The sequence below is a fragment of the Kitasatospora sp. NPDC001119 genome (assembly GCF_053598475.1).
In genome coordinates this window covers 102,765-117,661 of the sequence record NZ_JBSFKI010000017.1, presented here as the reverse complement: position 1 = coordinate 117,661, position 14,897 = coordinate 102,765, and the positions used below count along the sequence as shown (strand labels likewise).

General features: G+C 71.3%; 13 protein-coding genes. 7 read left to right on the top strand and 6 right to left on the bottom strand.

What is annotated here, in order from left to right:
- Positions 1-16 precede the first annotated feature (16 nt).
- Positions 17-481: a GTP cyclohydrolase I gene (locus ACWDD9_RS22105; RefSeq protein ID WP_449812435.1), complete on the bottom strand. Its 465-nt coding sequence runs from the start codon at positions 479-481 to the stop codon at positions 17-19.
- On the opposite strand from ACWDD9_RS22105, the gene ACWDD9_RS22100 reads away from it, so the two are divergent.
- A complete protein-coding gene (locus ACWDD9_RS22100) occupies positions 446-784 on the top strand; it encodes a hypothetical protein (protein ID WP_449812434.1) in 339 nt (112 codons plus the stop codon). The two genes, ACWDD9_RS22105 and ACWDD9_RS22100, sit on opposite strands and share 36 nt — an antisense overlap.
- Here the strand turns inward: ACWDD9_RS22100 and ACWDD9_RS22095 are convergent.
- On the bottom strand, positions 762-2,531 hold the full coding sequence (locus ACWDD9_RS22095; RefSeq protein WP_449812433.1) for a S9 family peptidase: 1,770 nt from the start codon (positions 2,529-2,531) through the stop codon (positions 762-764). The genes ACWDD9_RS22100 and ACWDD9_RS22095 overlap by 23 nt on opposite strands.
- A 687-nt stretch (positions 2,532-3,218) precedes the next feature.
- Here ACWDD9_RS22095 and ACWDD9_RS22090 point away from each other — a divergent pair.
- The gene (locus tag ACWDD9_RS22090) at positions 3,219-4,265 is read left to right on the top strand and encodes a PIG-L deacetylase family protein (RefSeq protein WP_375872947.1); all 1,047 of its coding nucleotides are present in this window, start codon (positions 3,219-3,221) and stop codon (positions 4,263-4,265) included.
- Between the two features lie 209 nt (positions 4,266-4,474).
- Here ACWDD9_RS22090 and ACWDD9_RS22085 read toward each other — a convergent pair whose 3' ends face one another.
- Positions 4,475-5,710, bottom strand: coding sequence for a hypothetical protein (locus ACWDD9_RS22085; protein WP_449812432.1), 1,236 nt, complete (start codon positions 5,708-5,710; stop codon positions 4,475-4,477).
- 161 nt (positions 5,711-5,871) lie between these two features.
- Between ACWDD9_RS22085 and ACWDD9_RS22080 the strand changes: the two genes are divergently transcribed.
- From ACWDD9_RS22080 to ACWDD9_RS22060, 5 genes are all read left to right on the top strand, one after another.
- Positions 5,872-7,074 carry a nucleotide disphospho-sugar-binding domain-containing protein gene (locus ACWDD9_RS22080; protein WP_375872949.1) on the top strand — a complete coding sequence of 401 codons (1,203 nt, stop codon included), beginning with the start codon at positions 5,872-5,874 and terminating at the stop codon, positions 7,072-7,074.
- Complete coding sequence (locus tag ACWDD9_RS22075; RefSeq protein ID WP_375872950.1) at positions 7,071-8,315, top strand: hypothetical protein; 1,245 nt, start codon at positions 7,071-7,073, stop codon at positions 8,313-8,315. Before ACWDD9_RS22080 ends, ACWDD9_RS22075 begins: the two co-directional genes overlap by 4 nt.
- A 79-nt stretch (positions 8,316-8,394) precedes the next feature.
- Entirely contained in the window at positions 8,395-9,150 is a 756-nt protein-coding gene (locus ACWDD9_RS22070; protein ID WP_234348545.1) for a TylF/MycF family methyltransferase, read from the top strand.
- Positions 9,147-9,902, top strand: a complete 756-nt coding sequence (locus ACWDD9_RS22065; protein WP_375872951.1) for a tRNA-dependent cyclodipeptide synthase — start codon at positions 9,147-9,149, stop codon at positions 9,900-9,902. Before ACWDD9_RS22070 ends, ACWDD9_RS22065 begins: the two co-directional genes overlap by 4 nt.
- Positions 9,899-11,098 (top strand): cytochrome P450, encoded by a 1,200-nt coding sequence (locus ACWDD9_RS22060; protein ID WP_049655872.1) that lies wholly within the window; start codon positions 9,899-9,901, stop codon positions 11,096-11,098. The genes ACWDD9_RS22065 and ACWDD9_RS22060 overlap by 4 nt, the downstream gene beginning before the upstream one ends.
- Before the next feature lie 205 nt (positions 11,099-11,303).
- Here ACWDD9_RS22060 and ACWDD9_RS22055 read toward each other — a convergent pair whose 3' ends face one another.
- From ACWDD9_RS22055 to ACWDD9_RS22045, 3 genes are all read right to left on the bottom strand, one after another.
- Positions 11,304-13,118: a trypsin-like serine protease gene (locus ACWDD9_RS22055; RefSeq protein WP_375872952.1), complete on the bottom strand. Its 1,815-nt coding sequence runs from the start codon at positions 13,116-13,118 to the stop codon at positions 11,304-11,306.
- Between the two features lie 609 nt (positions 13,119-13,727).
- Positions 13,728-14,270, bottom strand: a complete 543-nt coding sequence (locus tag ACWDD9_RS22050) for a hypothetical protein (RefSeq protein WP_053112263.1) — start codon at positions 14,268-14,270, stop codon at positions 13,728-13,730.
- 268 nt (positions 14,271-14,538) lie between these two features.
- Positions 14,539-14,838 (bottom strand): hypothetical protein, encoded by a 300-nt coding sequence (locus tag ACWDD9_RS22045; RefSeq protein WP_143204551.1) that lies wholly within the window; start codon positions 14,836-14,838, stop codon positions 14,539-14,541.
- Positions 14,839-14,897: the final 59 nt, after the last annotated feature.

The window sequence follows — 14,897 nt, the reverse complement described above, 5'->3', positions numbered from 1 at the left end:
CGCAGGTCAGCAGCGGCTACAGGCGGACGGGCAGTGCGAGGCGTTCGATGCGGGCGGCGAGGGAGGGGTCGCTCTCGGTGCGGCCGAGGCGGCACATGGTGGTGGTGCGTACCGCAGTGGCCTTGACGCCGCGCATGCTCATGCACAGGTGCTCGCCGGTGGTGAAGACGGCGACGTCGTCGGTGGCGGCGGCCTTGGCGAGGTCGTGGGCGACGTCGTGCGTGATGCGTTCCTGGAGCTGGAGGGTGTGGGTGTGGGCCTCCAGGTGCCGTACCAGCTTGGACAGGCCGAGGACGGCGGTGTCCGGCACGTAGGCGATGGAGACGTCGAGGCGGAAGGGGAGCAGGTGGTGCTCGCAGACGCTCCAGGCCTCGATGCCGATCAGCAGGACGAAGTCGCCGTACCGGCCCTCCTGGGCGAAGCTGGTGTCGAGCCTGCCGGCGTCGTGGTCGAGGAACTCGCCCCGGCCGCGAGGAGCCAACTCGCCGAGGCGCTCAGCGGAGTGGGGGAGGACAGGGTCCGCCGGCGGGCGATCGACGCCGCCCTGCTCGCCGCCACCTGGCTGCGCACTCGAGACCTCGACCGGGCGTGCGCGGCCGGCCGGGACGCCGTCGCCTACGCGGCCAGGACGGGGTCAGGCCGGTGCGTCGAGCGGGTGGCCGGCGTCCTGGCCGAGCTGCGGGTCCATGCCGACTACGCCCCGGCCCGGGAGCTGCGCGAGTTCGCCCGGGCCGTGCTGCCCGAGGCCGACGACATGGCCGTCAAGCTCTTGGGCGGGTCATGAGGCGGCGGTAGAAGTCGAGTTCGGCGCGGAGGGCCTGTTCCCGGGCGGCGGGTGCCGACAGGTAGTGGTCGCCGTCCTCCAGTAGCAGGCTGTCGTGGTCACCGCCGAGGGCGGCCAGGTCCTGCGCGAACTGCATCGCCTCCTCGGCGGACGTGATCGTGTCGGCGGTTCCGTGGATCACCAGCACGGGGCAACGGATCCGTTCCGGTGTAACGGCTCCGGCAGGCCCGCGGAGGGCGGCCGCGTGGGGGCGCTGGAACTCCGGGACGGACAGCTCCCACCGTGCGGGGTCGATGATCGCCGAGGTGGCCGTCGCACCGGTGAACGGCCCCGGACGACTCGCCGCCTGGAGCGCCGTGTACCCGCCGGCGCTCGCGCCGCTGATGAACATCGCCCCGGGCAGTGCCGCGCCGGTCGAGCGCAGGTGCTCGGCCACGGCGGCGCAGTCCTCGACCTCGTACTCGCCCCAATGGCCGTGCAGCACCTGCCGGAACGCGCGACCCAGGCCGGTGCTGCCCCGGTAGAGGACCTCGGCGACGGCGAAGCCGTGGCTGACGAAGAACTGGGTCGTCCAGTCCAGCCGCAGGGGCACATCGTCCGTCGGACCGGGGTGCGCCCGCACCAGAAGCGGTACGGGCGCCGCTGTTCCCGAAGGCCGGTGCAGCAGGAAACGGACAGGACCGTCCGCACCCGGTGCTGTGTCGAGCGACGGCGGGACGGGCGTCCAAGGTGGAACGGCCCCTGACCGGGTGCCCACCGGAGTGGCCAGGGTGTCGGCTTGTGCTGTGAGGTCGAGTGACCACAAGGTTGGGGCGGACGACGGGGTGGAGCCGATCACGGCGAGCCGGTCGTGATCGACCGCGATGTACGGCTTCACCGAGGTAAGGTTAGGGCCGAGCCGGCGCCGACCGCCGGTGGGATCGACGGCGATGAGTTCGGTGGAGAACCCGTTCAGTACGGTCAGCACGATGGTGCCGTCGGGGGCGAATCCGTAGGACTGGTAGCCCGCTTCCCAGGGCGCCGGCGCGCAGTCCGCATCGATGGGCAGGACCGGCGTCACCGTGTCGTCGCGAAGCCGGTAGAGGTTCCACCAACCCGTTCGGTCGGACATGAAGTACAGCAGTCCGTCCGGCCCCCAGGACGGCTGGAGCACGGACTCGGAGGAGCCGCCTGCGACGACCCGGCCCGCTCCGGGGCGGCCGGAACGGATGTCGGCCAGCAGGAGGTGGCAGCTGTCCCAAGGCATCTGGTCCCGGCCCCACTCCAGGTACGCCAGGGCGTCCCCGGCAAGCCGGGGGCAGGAGAGGAACTCGGAGGAGCGAACCAGGATCTGAACGTCTCCGGCCGGAGTCACCGCGACGATCTCGTCCGCAGCGCCGTCACCACGGACCGCGAAGACGCTGCCGTCCGGGCCCGGAGTAAGGTCGCCATAGCGCTCGGAGCCATGGATGGACACGATCCTGTCCGGCGCGCGGCCGAGCGGTTGGCGGAAGAGGGAGCCGCCGTCCCCGACGAACCACACCGCGCCCTCCACCACGGCGAAGCTGCCGCCGCCGTAGGCGTGGAGCTCACCCCCGATTGAGAAGTCGGATGGCGTCACCGCGAAGGCGTTGCCGGAGCCCTCCGAACACATCACGCGCCGGACGCCGTCGTGATCGGGGTCGGACTGCAACCACCACAGCGAGCCCGCCACGGCCTGGAGTTCGTCGTACGCGACGACCTTCCGCGCGACCCACGCGGGTGACAACCCTGTGTCCTGAGACCTCATGAAGGGGATCCTGCCGAATCACGCCGGTAAGTGCCACCGCCGCAATGTGACCGGTACACGACGTTGGGTGCCCGGTCCGAGTGCGGAGGGAGACTGGGAACCTCGAGCACCGCTGAGTGGCCGTCCACGGCTCGGCCGCGCGGAACGCGTGCGGGGTAGGCCCTCGTGGGGCGAACGATCCTCGCCGTCGTGAAAACGTCCTCAGCACAGCCGATGCAACCGCACCCGGGCCTGATCCTCGAATGGTTTGAACTGCGGCTTCGTGCTCCGGCCGGCATCGACCCCATGAGGACGAGCCCCGCGCTGTGCGCCGGCGCGAGGTAGCCGGTTCCCTGCCGCACCGGGAGCACGGGAAGTCGACCGGTCCGACGTCCCGTGCTCCCGCACGACCGGGAAGGGCAGGGCGAGGCGTCCGGCGGAGCGGATCCGCCGGCCGTGGAGCCGGTTCGGTGCGCCGCCACCCCCGCCGATGGGCGGGGTGGGACCCGGGAGTACAGTGCCGGGCCAGGGTGGGAGCGGGAGCGCGGTCCCCGTTCCGGTGGGTGACGCCGGGTGACGGGTGCGCTCTGTAGCGTCGGGGGCGTGACCTGGTGGTTCGTCCGCCGTCACCGTTGACTCCCGTTTCCCGTGCTGCCCCTGTGGGGCCGCTGTCCAAGGAGCCTGCCCATGGCCGATCGTCACTTCCTCCACCGCTTCGACTCCTCCGCTGCCACCGGCGACGGCGGGCCGGGGTACGGGCCGGCCCGGTGGGGCCGGCAGGAGGCGGCAATGGTGGACAACGGAGGGGCGGGTCTGTCCCGGCGACGGGTGCTGACGGCGGGGGCGCTGGCCGGGGCCACGCTCCTGGGTACCGGTCTGTCGGGGGGCAGGGCGTCGGCCGCGTCAGCTCCGGCGATCTTCTACTCGCCGCACCAGGACGACGAGGCGCTGGGTCTGGCCGGGTCGATCCTGGAGCACAAGGCGGCCGGACGGCCCGTGTACCTGGTGCTGGTGACACGGGGTGAGAACGACGGGCTGGCGAGGCGGATGAACACCGATCCCTGTCCGATGACCACAGAGGACCGCCGGCATCCGTGCGTGGCCCGCGGCCACCACGGGCTGAACTGGCCGACCATACCTGCGAGCGCCAGTGACAGCGTCATCGTGCCCGCCCGGACCGCCGAGTTCATGGCCTCGGCGGCCCGCCTCGGCGTCGACAAGGTGATCAACCTCAAGCTCCCCGACTCCGCGTGGGGCGGGGACGACGCCTTCAAGAAGTTCACCAGCACGGTCAAGTCGAAGATCGCGTCCATCGCGGATCAGTACCCGGGCGCCTCGCACAAGTTCACCGCGGGCTGGCTGGAGGTCAGCGCGACCCACAAGGCGATCACCGACGCGGCCGTGCAGCTGGCGAGGGAGGGCAAGCTCACCGATGTGCGCTTCAACTTCGTCTACGCCTACGACCACGAGCTCCCCGACCGCAGCAGGGGCGCCGCCTACGTGTTGAACATCCCCGACGCCCACATGAAGACCAAGCTCAAGGCCATCGCCTGCTACAACAGCTGGGATCCGTCCAAGAACCTCTACGCGCTCGGCTACCACAGCGTCCCGGAGAAGCTGGAGGGCGCAGCGGCCGACCCGCACGAGTACGTCTTCGCCCTCCCCAACAACAAGTACCAGTACGGGGACATCGGCCGCAAGGACAACGGCAAGCCGCAGTGGGGGTGGTCCTGACGGGGCCGCCGGGCGCGGTCCGGTGCCCGGGACGGTCGGTCGCCGACCGCCCCGGGCGGTTCGTTTCCTGACCGCCGGTCGGGACTGCGAGGTGATGATCGCCGACCCCGGTCGGACGCACTGTCGCACCCTCGACGAGGCCCGCGCCGTGCTGGGGTCCGCCTGGCTCTTCGCCGGGCTCTGCCTGTGGAACGAGCGGTGTTGCGGACTCAGTGGCGGATCCAGCCCGGGATCCCCCCTTCGGCGTTGCGGCCCTTCTCCAGGAACGCGATGTTGCGGTAGAGGTGCATTCCGGCCAGGGACGGACCGACTCCGCCGGTGGTCTTCAACGGCTGCTCCTCGTAGTGCAGGTCGTCGACGAGCCGTTTGACGAGGCCGAGCGTGGTGCTGTCGCACGCCTCCGGGTCCTCGTTTCCGCCGAAGCCCGGGGCGTAGGAGGTCCACAGGTCCTCGATGACGTAGAGGCCTCCGGCGCGGACGTGGGGGAACAGCGCCCGGAATGTTGTCCTGACGTGTTCGTTGATATGACTTCCGTCGTCGATGACGATATCGAACGGACCGTGCCGTTCGGCGATTTCGATCATCTGGGCGGGGTCGCTCTGGTCCGCCTTCAGTGTGTGCAGGCGCTGTTGGTCGAGGCCGCTCTTGTCGTACAGGTCGACGCCGAATACCAGACCGCGCGGGAAGTAGTGTTTCCACATCTTCAATGACCCGCCGCCCAGGGTGGGGTGGTCGTATCCGCCGATTCCGATTTCGAGCACTCGGACGGGTTGGTCGCGCAGCTGGCGCAGGTGGCGTTCGTACAGGGCGGCGAACCAGTGCAGGCCGCCCCACTTGTCCGAGTCGTGGCGCAGGGCCAGCCGGGCGAGTCCGGGGTGGTCGGAGGAGCAGCCGGTGAGGATGGTGCTGGCCGCCGCCATGATCGAGCCGAGCGGGCGAACGCCCTCCACTGTCATGGACTCCGGGACGAACCGCAGCTCGGTCCGTCGGTTCGCCGGCCCGCCGGGCGCGGACGGCCCGAACAACTCCCGTACCAGGTCGAGCACATCGTATTCGATGCGGAAGAGTGCGGCCGGGCCGTCCGCACCGTTCAGGCCGACCGGTCGACCGGCTTGGACGAGAAAGGAGGTGCTGACCCGCTCCTCGCCGCGCGTGACGTCCAGGTCGACGGTGACCGGATCGGTGTTGCCCGGTGGATCGCAGCGGAACAGGATCTCGTCGACCAACACGGCCGTGAGGTCGGCCAGTTCGAAGGAGTGGACGACGGAGTGCAGGGAGCGGGTGTCGTCTCCGGCCAGCCTGAGACATTCGATGGGTGTGGCCGAATCGGCTTTCCTGTCCGCCATGGGATCCGAGAATGTGCTCATCACATGAAATCCCTTTGTCCGAACTCTGTTGGAATGACCGTCGCGTGACACGGTCTCGTGTCCGTTGCTTCCGGTCAAGCTCCCCCGGAATGCGCGTGCCAGGCAATCCGGTGCGATCGGTCCCGGGGTGACGGTCCCGGCCCGGCGTACTTGAATACGGTGTGGCCGAGCTGGACAATCCCAACGAATCACGCCGAATTCGGCGGTCCTCGATGCCTCCAGCCGGTTAGGAGCACTTCGTGCGCATCTTGTTCGTGGTGGCACCCGGGGTCGGCCACCTCATGCCTGCGGTGCCCACCATGTGGGCGGCGCAGTCGGCCGGTCACGAGGTACTCGTGGCCGCGACCGGACCGAGCCTGGACATGGCCGCGCGTTCGGGCCTGGCCGCCGTGGACGTATCCGACGGCGACGCCGCCGACGCCTACCACCGGCTCGGTGTCCGGGTCACGAAGAACCGGCCGGACCGGTACGACCTGTCCGACGCCTGGCGCCGGTTCACCGGTGCGGCGGGCCGGCCGGGCCCGACGGCCGCCGATCGGCTGGACCCCGCGCGCGAGGACGTCGCCGCCCTGGTCCTCGGGGTGGGAGGCCGGATGGTGGACGGCACCGTGGACCTGATCCGCCGGTGGCGCGCGGACCTCCTGGTCTTCACGACCTTCCTGGCCGGCGGTCAGCTCGCCGCCGAGGCCACCGGAATCCCCTGCGTGATGCACGGGATCGGGCTGCCCTACCCGTCCTTCGCCGCGGTGCTGAGCGCACTGGAGGACGTGCGGGCACGCCACGGGATCACCGGTGCGCTCACCGATCCGGTGGCGACGGTCGACCTGTGCCCGGAGAGCCTGCGCCCTCCGGACGCCAAGGCCGGATGGCCGATGCGTTACGTGCCGTACAACGGCGGTGCCGTGCTGCCCGACTGGGTGAGCGCTGCGCCGCGGCGCCCACGCATCTGCGTCACCTGGGGATCGGTGCTTCCCGCGGTCGGTGGAACCCCGGTCCTGCGGGACGTGGTCGACGCGCTGGCCGCCGCGGACGCCGAGGTCGTCCTCACCACGGGTGGGGCGGACCTGTCCGGCCTGGGGCCGCTCCCGCCGAACCTCCGTGCCGTCGACTGGGCGCCGCTCAGCGCTCTGCTGCCGAGCTGCGCCGCCGTCGTCCATCACGGCGGGTCGGGCACCACCTTCACCGCACTCGCCAACGGGGTGCCACAGCTGGTCCTGCCCCAGGTGGCGGATCAGCCGGTGAACGCACAAGCGGTGGTGGAGCGGGGGGTGGGGGTGGCGTTCCCCGACCGGGACATCGACCCCGCGGCACTCGCCGACGGGATCCACCGCGCACTGACCGACCGGCGGATCCGAGAGGCCTGCCGGCAGGTCCGGGAGGAGATCAAGGCCATGCCCGGCCCCGAGCAGGTCGTCCGACAGCTGGTCGAGGCCGCGTCATGACCCGCACCGGCCCTGGACCGGTCGGCGCCCCGACCGCGGCACCGGTCGGCGGCGCCCCCACGGGCGCGGTGGCTGGCCCCGGCTGGCCCGCGATCGAACCGCTGCTGCGCGCGGCGGCCGACGAGCACCGGCTGGCGCGGGCCGTCGCCGACCTCGGGCTCGACCGGGTCGCGGAGGTCGTCGTCGAGGAACTGGCCGTGCGGTGCGATCCGGTGCCGGTGGACGGCGCCGCGCACCTCGCCTTCGAGCTCACGTCGGGCGGTGAACGGGCCTGTCGCCTCCTCACCGTCGACCGCGACGGGCTGACCTCGAAGCGGGACGGCTGGCAGGCGGCGCCGGTGCGGATCACCCATGACGCCGTCGACCTCCTGCGCGGCCTCTACGGCCCCGGCACCGATCGTCGGACCAGTCGACGGGTCACCACCTGCGCCGAGCTGAATGCTCCAAACCCGGCCCCCGGTGGGCTCACCGCGATCGTCCGCGAACGCCAGCGGCTGGCGGTCGCGGTCCAGGCGGTCGTGGCCGCCTGCCAACGGCACCCGGTCGACCTCGGCGGGCTCTCGACCCGGTTCGGCTCGGACAAGTGGGCCGACCTCCACTGGTACACCCAGCACTACGAGCGGCACTTCGCCCGCTTCCGGAACGCGCCGGTCCGAGTGCTGGAGATCGGGATCGGCGGCTACGACGCACCCGACCAGGGCGGCGCGTCACTGCGCATGTGGCAGCGCTACTTCCCGGCGGGACTGGTCCTCGGGCTCGACATCGTCCCCAAACCCGGTGTTCGGGGCCCCCGCATCGCCACCGCCGTCGGGGACCAGGGCGACCCCGGACTCCTGGACGACCTCGGCCGTCGGTTCGGGCCGTTCGACATCGTCATCGACGACGGCAGCCACCTCAACGCCCATGTGCGAGCCTCCTTCACCGCCCTGTTCCCGCACGTGCGGCCCGGCGGGCTGTACGTCGTCGAGGATCTCCAGACCGCCTACTGGCCCGGCTACGGCGGCACCGCCGGCCCCGTCGCCGGGCCCGGAACCTCGGTCGGCCTGCTCAAGCAGCTCGTCGACGGCCTGCACCACCGGGAGTGGGTGCCACCGGCGGCAGCGCCCGGACCGTCCTACGCCGACCGGCATGCCGTGGCTCTGACGATCTACCACAACCTCGCCTTCGTCGAGAAGGGCGTCAACTCCGAGGAGGGCGCTCCCGACTTCATCGACCGCGGGTGGTCCGCACCACCAGCGTGACGTCCGCCAAGCCCTCCGGACCGATCTTGACCGATCTGGACCGATCCGGACCAGAACCGACCTGCCAGGGAGACAGCCAGTGGATGACTGCGACAGTGACGGGCACCTCTACCTGGACCTCATGAAGAAGGTCCTGACCAATGTCATCTACCAGGACGGTGGGCTCACTCCGGACGGACCGACCGGCTACCAGGCCGAGGAGCGGCACGGAGGGTTGGACTGGCCCGCTGCCGCGCACACGATGATCGGAAGGGAGCGGCTGGACAACCTGCACGACTGCCTGGAGCGGGTCGTCGCGGACGGCGTCGACGGCGATCTCATCGAGACCGGCGTCTGGCGCGGCGGGGCCTGCATCTTCATGCGTGCCTTCCTGAAGGCGCACGGCATCACCGACCGCCGCGTGTGGGTGGCCGACTCCTTCACCGGCATCCCCGAGGTGGGTGCGGACGGGCACCCCCTGGACCGCGAACTGGCCCTGCACGAGGCCAACGGGGTACTCGGCGTGCCCCAGGAGGAGGTGGCGGAGAACTTCCGCCGCTACGGGCTGCTGGACGACCACGTCGCCTTCCTCCCGGGCCGGTTCCGGGACAGCCTGCCCCAGGCGCCGGTCGAGAAGCTGGCGCTGCTCCGGCTCGACGGCGACCTCTACGAATCCACCTGGGACGCCCTGACCCACCTGTACCCCAGGCTGTCCACCGGAGGGTTCGTGATCATCGACGACTACGTCATCCCGGCGTGCCGGGCCGCTGTGCACGACTTCCGTGAGGAGCAGCGGATCGACGACCCGATCCGACGGATCGACGTCTGCGGCGCGTACTGGCGGCGGAGCCTGTGATCGCGGTCCCGGCGGAAGCCGTCACGGTCCACCCGCTCAACGAGCAGTCGCGGGAGATCCTCGACACCGGTGAGGCCGCGGTGTTCGGACTGAGCCCGTTCAACGGGTTCTACCGGCCCGCGACCGTCGAGACCCTGCTGGCCTGGGCCGCCGGAAGGTTTCGGCACGTCGAAGCCGTCCTGCCCGGCTACGAGATGGCCTTCGGCCTCATCGCCTGCGGGCGGGCACCCCGGGAGGCCGCACAGAGCGCGACCCGGGCCGTGCGCAGGATGCGCGCGGCGGCACGGCGCGCCCTCCACGCCTCCGGCCCGAACCCGCACGACCGGGTCAACAGCTGGACCCGGCTCATCAACCGGAAGCGCTACCGCGAGCTGCGCGCCCAGGTCGACGACGCCTTCCGCTCGGACGGCCGGTTACGGGAACTGTGCCGGGAAGCATCCCGCGGCTACCTCATGACGGTCCTCGGCGGCGAGCCGACCCCGGCGCAGATCGAACTCAACCTCGGCTACGTCCTCGCCGAACTCCCGCTCGTCCTGGACCTGCCCGGCATCACGGGGACCCGGACCGCCCTCCTCCTCTACAACCGTCCCTGGCCCTTGCAGCTCGCCCTGTGGAACGGCGAGGTCCCGGCCCTGGCGCCGGCGCCGGGCCACGGCTTCGCCACCATCGCACTGGCCGTCGAGCCGGCCGTGGCACCGGCCGTCGAGCAGGCCGCGCCGCCGAACGCCGGTACCAGAGGAGCCCAGTCGTGACCCTGTCGGACACCGACATCCTCCAGTGGCCGCTGCCCGCGGGGGAGCACGGGACCCCGCCGCCGCTGTACGCCACGCTGCGGCGGGAGCGCCCGGTCTGCCCGCTGCGCATGCCCAGTGGGCAGACCACCTGGCTGCTGACCCGCCACGACGACATCACCGGAGTCCTGACCGACCCGCGCTTCTCCAGGGACCTGGTCTACCCGGGCGCGCCGCGACTGATCGGCGAGGACTTCAACTCCGTGCCCGGGGGCATCTTCAACCTGGACCCGCCCCGGCACACCCGGGTGCGGCAGATCCTCAACCCGCTGTTCAACCGGCGAGCCGCCGAACGGTACTCCACCGCCATCGCGGCGCACGCCGAGGACCTGCTGACGGCGATGGCCGCGGGAAGCAACCCCGCGGATCTGGTCAGCGCCTACACGGCGCCCCTCGCCCTGCGGGTCAGCTGCGGGCTGCTCCGCATCCCGGCGGACCGGCGCCAGGCGCTGCACGGCTGCTTCCGTGAGCAGACCAGCCAGAACGCCGACCGGACGGACGTCTCGGCCGCCACCGAGCAGATCGGCGCGCTGGCCGCCGAGATCGTCGCGGACAAGTGGTCCGCTCCCGACCCGACCGAACCGATCGGCGCCCTGATCGCGGCCCGTCAGGCCGACGAGATCACCTCCGACGAGCTGCACGGCACCGTCAGCTACCTGCTCGTCACCGGGATCGAACCGCTCGTCTCCTCGGCGTCCACGGGCATCGTCACCCTGCTCAGGCACCCCGAGGAGCTGCAGTGCGTCCTCGAAGACCCGCGGCTGTGGCCCGCCGTCGTGGAGGAGGTCCTGCGGTTCCACCACAACGGCTACCTGTCCAACCCGCGAGTCGCGTTGGAGGACACCGAGATCCGCGGCGTGCCGATCCGCGCGGGGGAGTCGGTCGTCACGCCGATGATCGCGGCGACCTGGGACCCGGATCACTACAAGCACCCCCACCGGTTCAACATCCACCGCCGTACGGACGGATCGAGGACCTTCGGCGCCGGCCCGCACTTCTGCCTGGGCGCCTCACTGGCCCGGGCGCACCTGCGGATCGCTTTCGAAGCACTCTTCACCCGGTTCCCGAGGCTCATCCTCGCGATCGACGCGGACGAACTCCCCTGGGACGAGGACAACCTGTTCACCCGCCCGCTCGTCCTGCCGGTCGCCTGGTGAGGGGGGCGACAGCGCACGGGCCGGGGTCGGCGGACTACCAGCGCGTCGTGCGGGTTCGAGCGGACCGCGACCGGATCGGTCACGGTCCGCTCGAAGGCCCTGGGCGGGAGAGTGCGTAGCATCGACGCCGCACCACAGCCCGGCGTCCGGGGCCCGCATCGCGCAGTGCGCGGCGCGGGCCCCGGACGGTGAGGCGGGCCCGGGATCAGGCGAAGGTGTTGGTGGACCAGATGGCGTTGCCGATGCCTTCGCCGCCGTCGGCCTTGTAGACGACGAGGTTGCCGTCGTCCTGGAGCTTCAGGAAGGCGCCCGCCGACCAGAAGGTGCCGGAGGCCCAGAGGCTGCGGCTGCCGTCCGCGGAGTAGACGACGGCGTTGCCGTCGGGCTGGATCCGGAGGAAGGCGTTGCCGTTGCCGGCGGTGTTGCTGTGCCACAGGACCGCGTTGTCGCTCAGGCGGTAGAGGACGAGGTCACCGTCCCACTGCATGGCCAGGCGGGTGGTCTTCGCGTACACCTGCTGGCCGGCCACGAGCTGGGTGCCGGAGCGGAAGGTGGTGGCGCTCCAGACGGTGTTGGCGACCGTCTCGGCGGCGTTCTTCTTGTAGAGCGCGAAGGTGCCGTCGTCCTGGAGCTTGAGGAACGCGCCGTTCTGGCCCCAGGTGTTGGAGCCCCACAGGGCGCCGGTGCCGGCGGCCGGGTTGCCGTCGCTCTTGTACAGGACGAAGTTGCCGTCCGTCTGCACGTACGCCCACGCCCCCTTGTTCCCGGAGGTGTTGGTGTTCCAGGTGGGCTCGGCGTCGGCGCGGCGGTAGCGGACCAGGTTGCCGTCCGCCTGCATCTCGACCACGGCGGTCTGCGACTGGAACCACTGACCGGGCTTGATCTTGGTGTCGCTGTTCAGCTTCTGGTCCAGGCGGATGGTGCCGGCGGACCACAGGACGGAGCTGCCGTCGGCCTTGACCATGGCCACGTTGCCGTCGTTCCGGAGCTTGAGGAACGCGCCGTTCTGGCCCCAGGTGCCGGAGGCCCACAGGGCGCCGGTGCCGGCGGCCGGGTTGCCGTCGCTCTTGTAGACGACGAGGTTGCCGTCCGGCTGGATGTACGCCCAGGCGCCGTTGTTGCCCGAAGTCCCGCTCGACCACAGGATCCCGTTGTCGACCTGCTTGTGGGTGACGACCAGGTCGCCGTCCGGCCGCATGGTCAGCTTCAGGTCCGCGCCGACGATCGACTGTCCGGAGGTCAGCTTGGTGTCCGACTTGACCGACACGCCGCCGGCGGCCACGGTCGAGGAGACCCATCCACCGAGGTCGTCGACGCGGGTGGCGGTCGCGCCGGTGCGGGTCTCGGTGGCCGGGGTGTCGAGGCAGCCGCCCTGCCAGGAGCGGGAGGCGACGGCGACGAGTTCGGACTTGCCGCCCGTCTCGCGGATCGTGGGGGCGCCGGTGTCGCCCTTGCAGACCGCCGCGCCGCCGGTGCCGGTGACGCTGATGCCGGTCGCGCTCACGGTACCGAGGGTGAAGGAGCCGGTGTGGGGCTTCAGCGGGGCCCACTCGTCCTTGGTGCGGCCGTACCCGGCCACCCGCAGGTTCTCGCCCGAGGTGGGGGCGGTCGTGGCGAACGCCGGCGGGGTGATGCCGTCCACGGCGGTGGCCAGGCGGGCCATCACCAGGTCGCGCTCCTGCCGCGGCACCAGCTCGGCCACGTCGGCGGACTTGGCGCCCACGGTGACGGTCGTCTTCCACTTCGGCGCGCCGGCCGCCAGCGTCTGCGGCTGTGCGGGGTCGTCGGAGAAGCAGGACGCGGCGGTCAGCACCCAGTAGTGGTCCACCAGCGTGCCGGTGCAGCCGCGCAGGGCGTCGCCGACGACGATCCGGGCGGTGTAGGCGTACGAGCCGTCGGCGGCGGCGTCGCCGGTCACCGCGCCGGCCGGGGTGAAGGAGGTCATCGTGCCGGCGGCCGCGGCGGCGGCCGCTACCAGCACGCCCGCTCGTCGGGAGCGGAGCGAGGAGTTGCGAGGCATGAACAGGGTTCCCAACGATAAGAGGTGAATTCGGGTAGCGATCGGTCCGACGTGGTCCGGCGGGTTTCCCGCCGGCGTCCTCGCCGACGATCGCGAAGCGCTGTCCTGGAGCGCGCAGGGCCTGCGGGGCAGGTCAGCGGTGAGGCTGGCCCGGCAGTTCGGGCCCGTGGTCGCCGAGGCCGGGGACGAGTGAGCCGCCCGCGTCCGACGGAGTCCGCGATCGTGCGGCCTCTGACGGGCCGCCAGGCCGTCGCCCTGCACCCGCTCAGCGGCCTGGAGCGGTACGAGCGGCAGGCCTGCAGCAGGCTCGCCGGCCTGTGCGGCCGGTGGCCCATCGCCGAGCGACGGCAGCCGGCTGCCGAGGAACTCGCAGCGCAGGCCCGGCCGTTCGGCACCCTGGCGGTCGGAGTCCCGCTGTGCGGCCCCGTTGGACTTCGTGGAGTCGGCCGCCGTCTGCGGGGTGGACGCGGAGGGCGTTCGCACCGCTCGCGGGCCGCGGCGATGCGGGCCGCTCGGATGGTTCGGGTCCCGCTGGTCCCGGTCCCGCCACTCGCGCGGCGGGGCCGGGATCGGGGGATCAGGCGTGCGTCAAACCGCCTGATCGGAGCCTCACTTGGAGGTGGTGAGCTCCAGCAGGGTGAACGGGCGCTGCTGCGGGTCGGTGAGCTCGCCGACCTTGTTCCAGGTGTTCGGCTTCAGGTCGTGGATCTTGGTCTCGGTGCCGTTCACCATGACCACGTGGACGGAGTAGTCGGAGGTGGAGACGGCGTAGGTCGACGGCAGCTCCAGGCTGAGCCGACCGGACGTGCCGGTGGTGGTGAAGCAGAAGCGGCCGCCGCCGACCTTGTCGGTCTCCGCCATGTTCCGGGCGTCGACCTCCAGCAGACCCGGGGCGCAGGGCACGAGGACGATGTGGCCGTCACCGCTCTTCAGCCGGATGCCACGGTCCGCGAAGATCTGGTCCGCGCCGGGGTAGGCGAAGTCCTCCACGGCCGGCGGCGGAGTGTCGTCGGCGGTCAGCGCCTTCGGAGCGGCGGCGGTGCCGCCGGGCGCGGCGGCGCTGCGGTCAGCCGCGACGGCGCCCACGACGCCGGACACCGCGACCGTGCCGGCGACCGCGCCGACGATGACCATCTTGGTGATGGAACGCATGAATAAAACCCCCTGATTAGCCGTCAATTGCTGCTGGTTCGCAGCGGACCTGCCGAGTCGGTGCACGTACCGGCGACCTGGTCGAATGGCGTTTCCGGCCACCCCCGGCCACCCCCGGCCCCGACCGGCACCATTGCTATCACGAGCGGGTCGACTTCCGGAAGATCGTTTCCCGCTTCGGAAGCATCTGGAATTCCGCCATGTTCGTGTACGGTCTATATGGCCGGGGAGAAGGTTGTCGCGGGCGGGTGAGCCGTGGACCGAGCCGCTACCGGGTGGTCCAGATCGCCGCGGTCCCGAAGACGACCAAGGACACGAAGACCTGCGCCATCATGGCGGGCGGCCACGTGTTGTCCTCCGACTCGCCCCTCTCCTTCGCCTCCATCAGGCGCTGCGCGAACTTCCTGCGGTGGCCGACCATTCCCACCGGGAAGGCCACCACCGCGAAGGAGTACATGGCGAGCACCGCGGCCGCGTCCATGTGCTTCGCGTAGTAGCTGCCGAGGCCGAAGACCACCATCGCGGCCGGCGCCAGCGCCATGCTGATCCGGTGCGTGCGCGTGGGCATTCCCGGTACCAGGACCGCCCAGAACACCGCGGTCGCCAGAATCGCGAGCCACCACCACG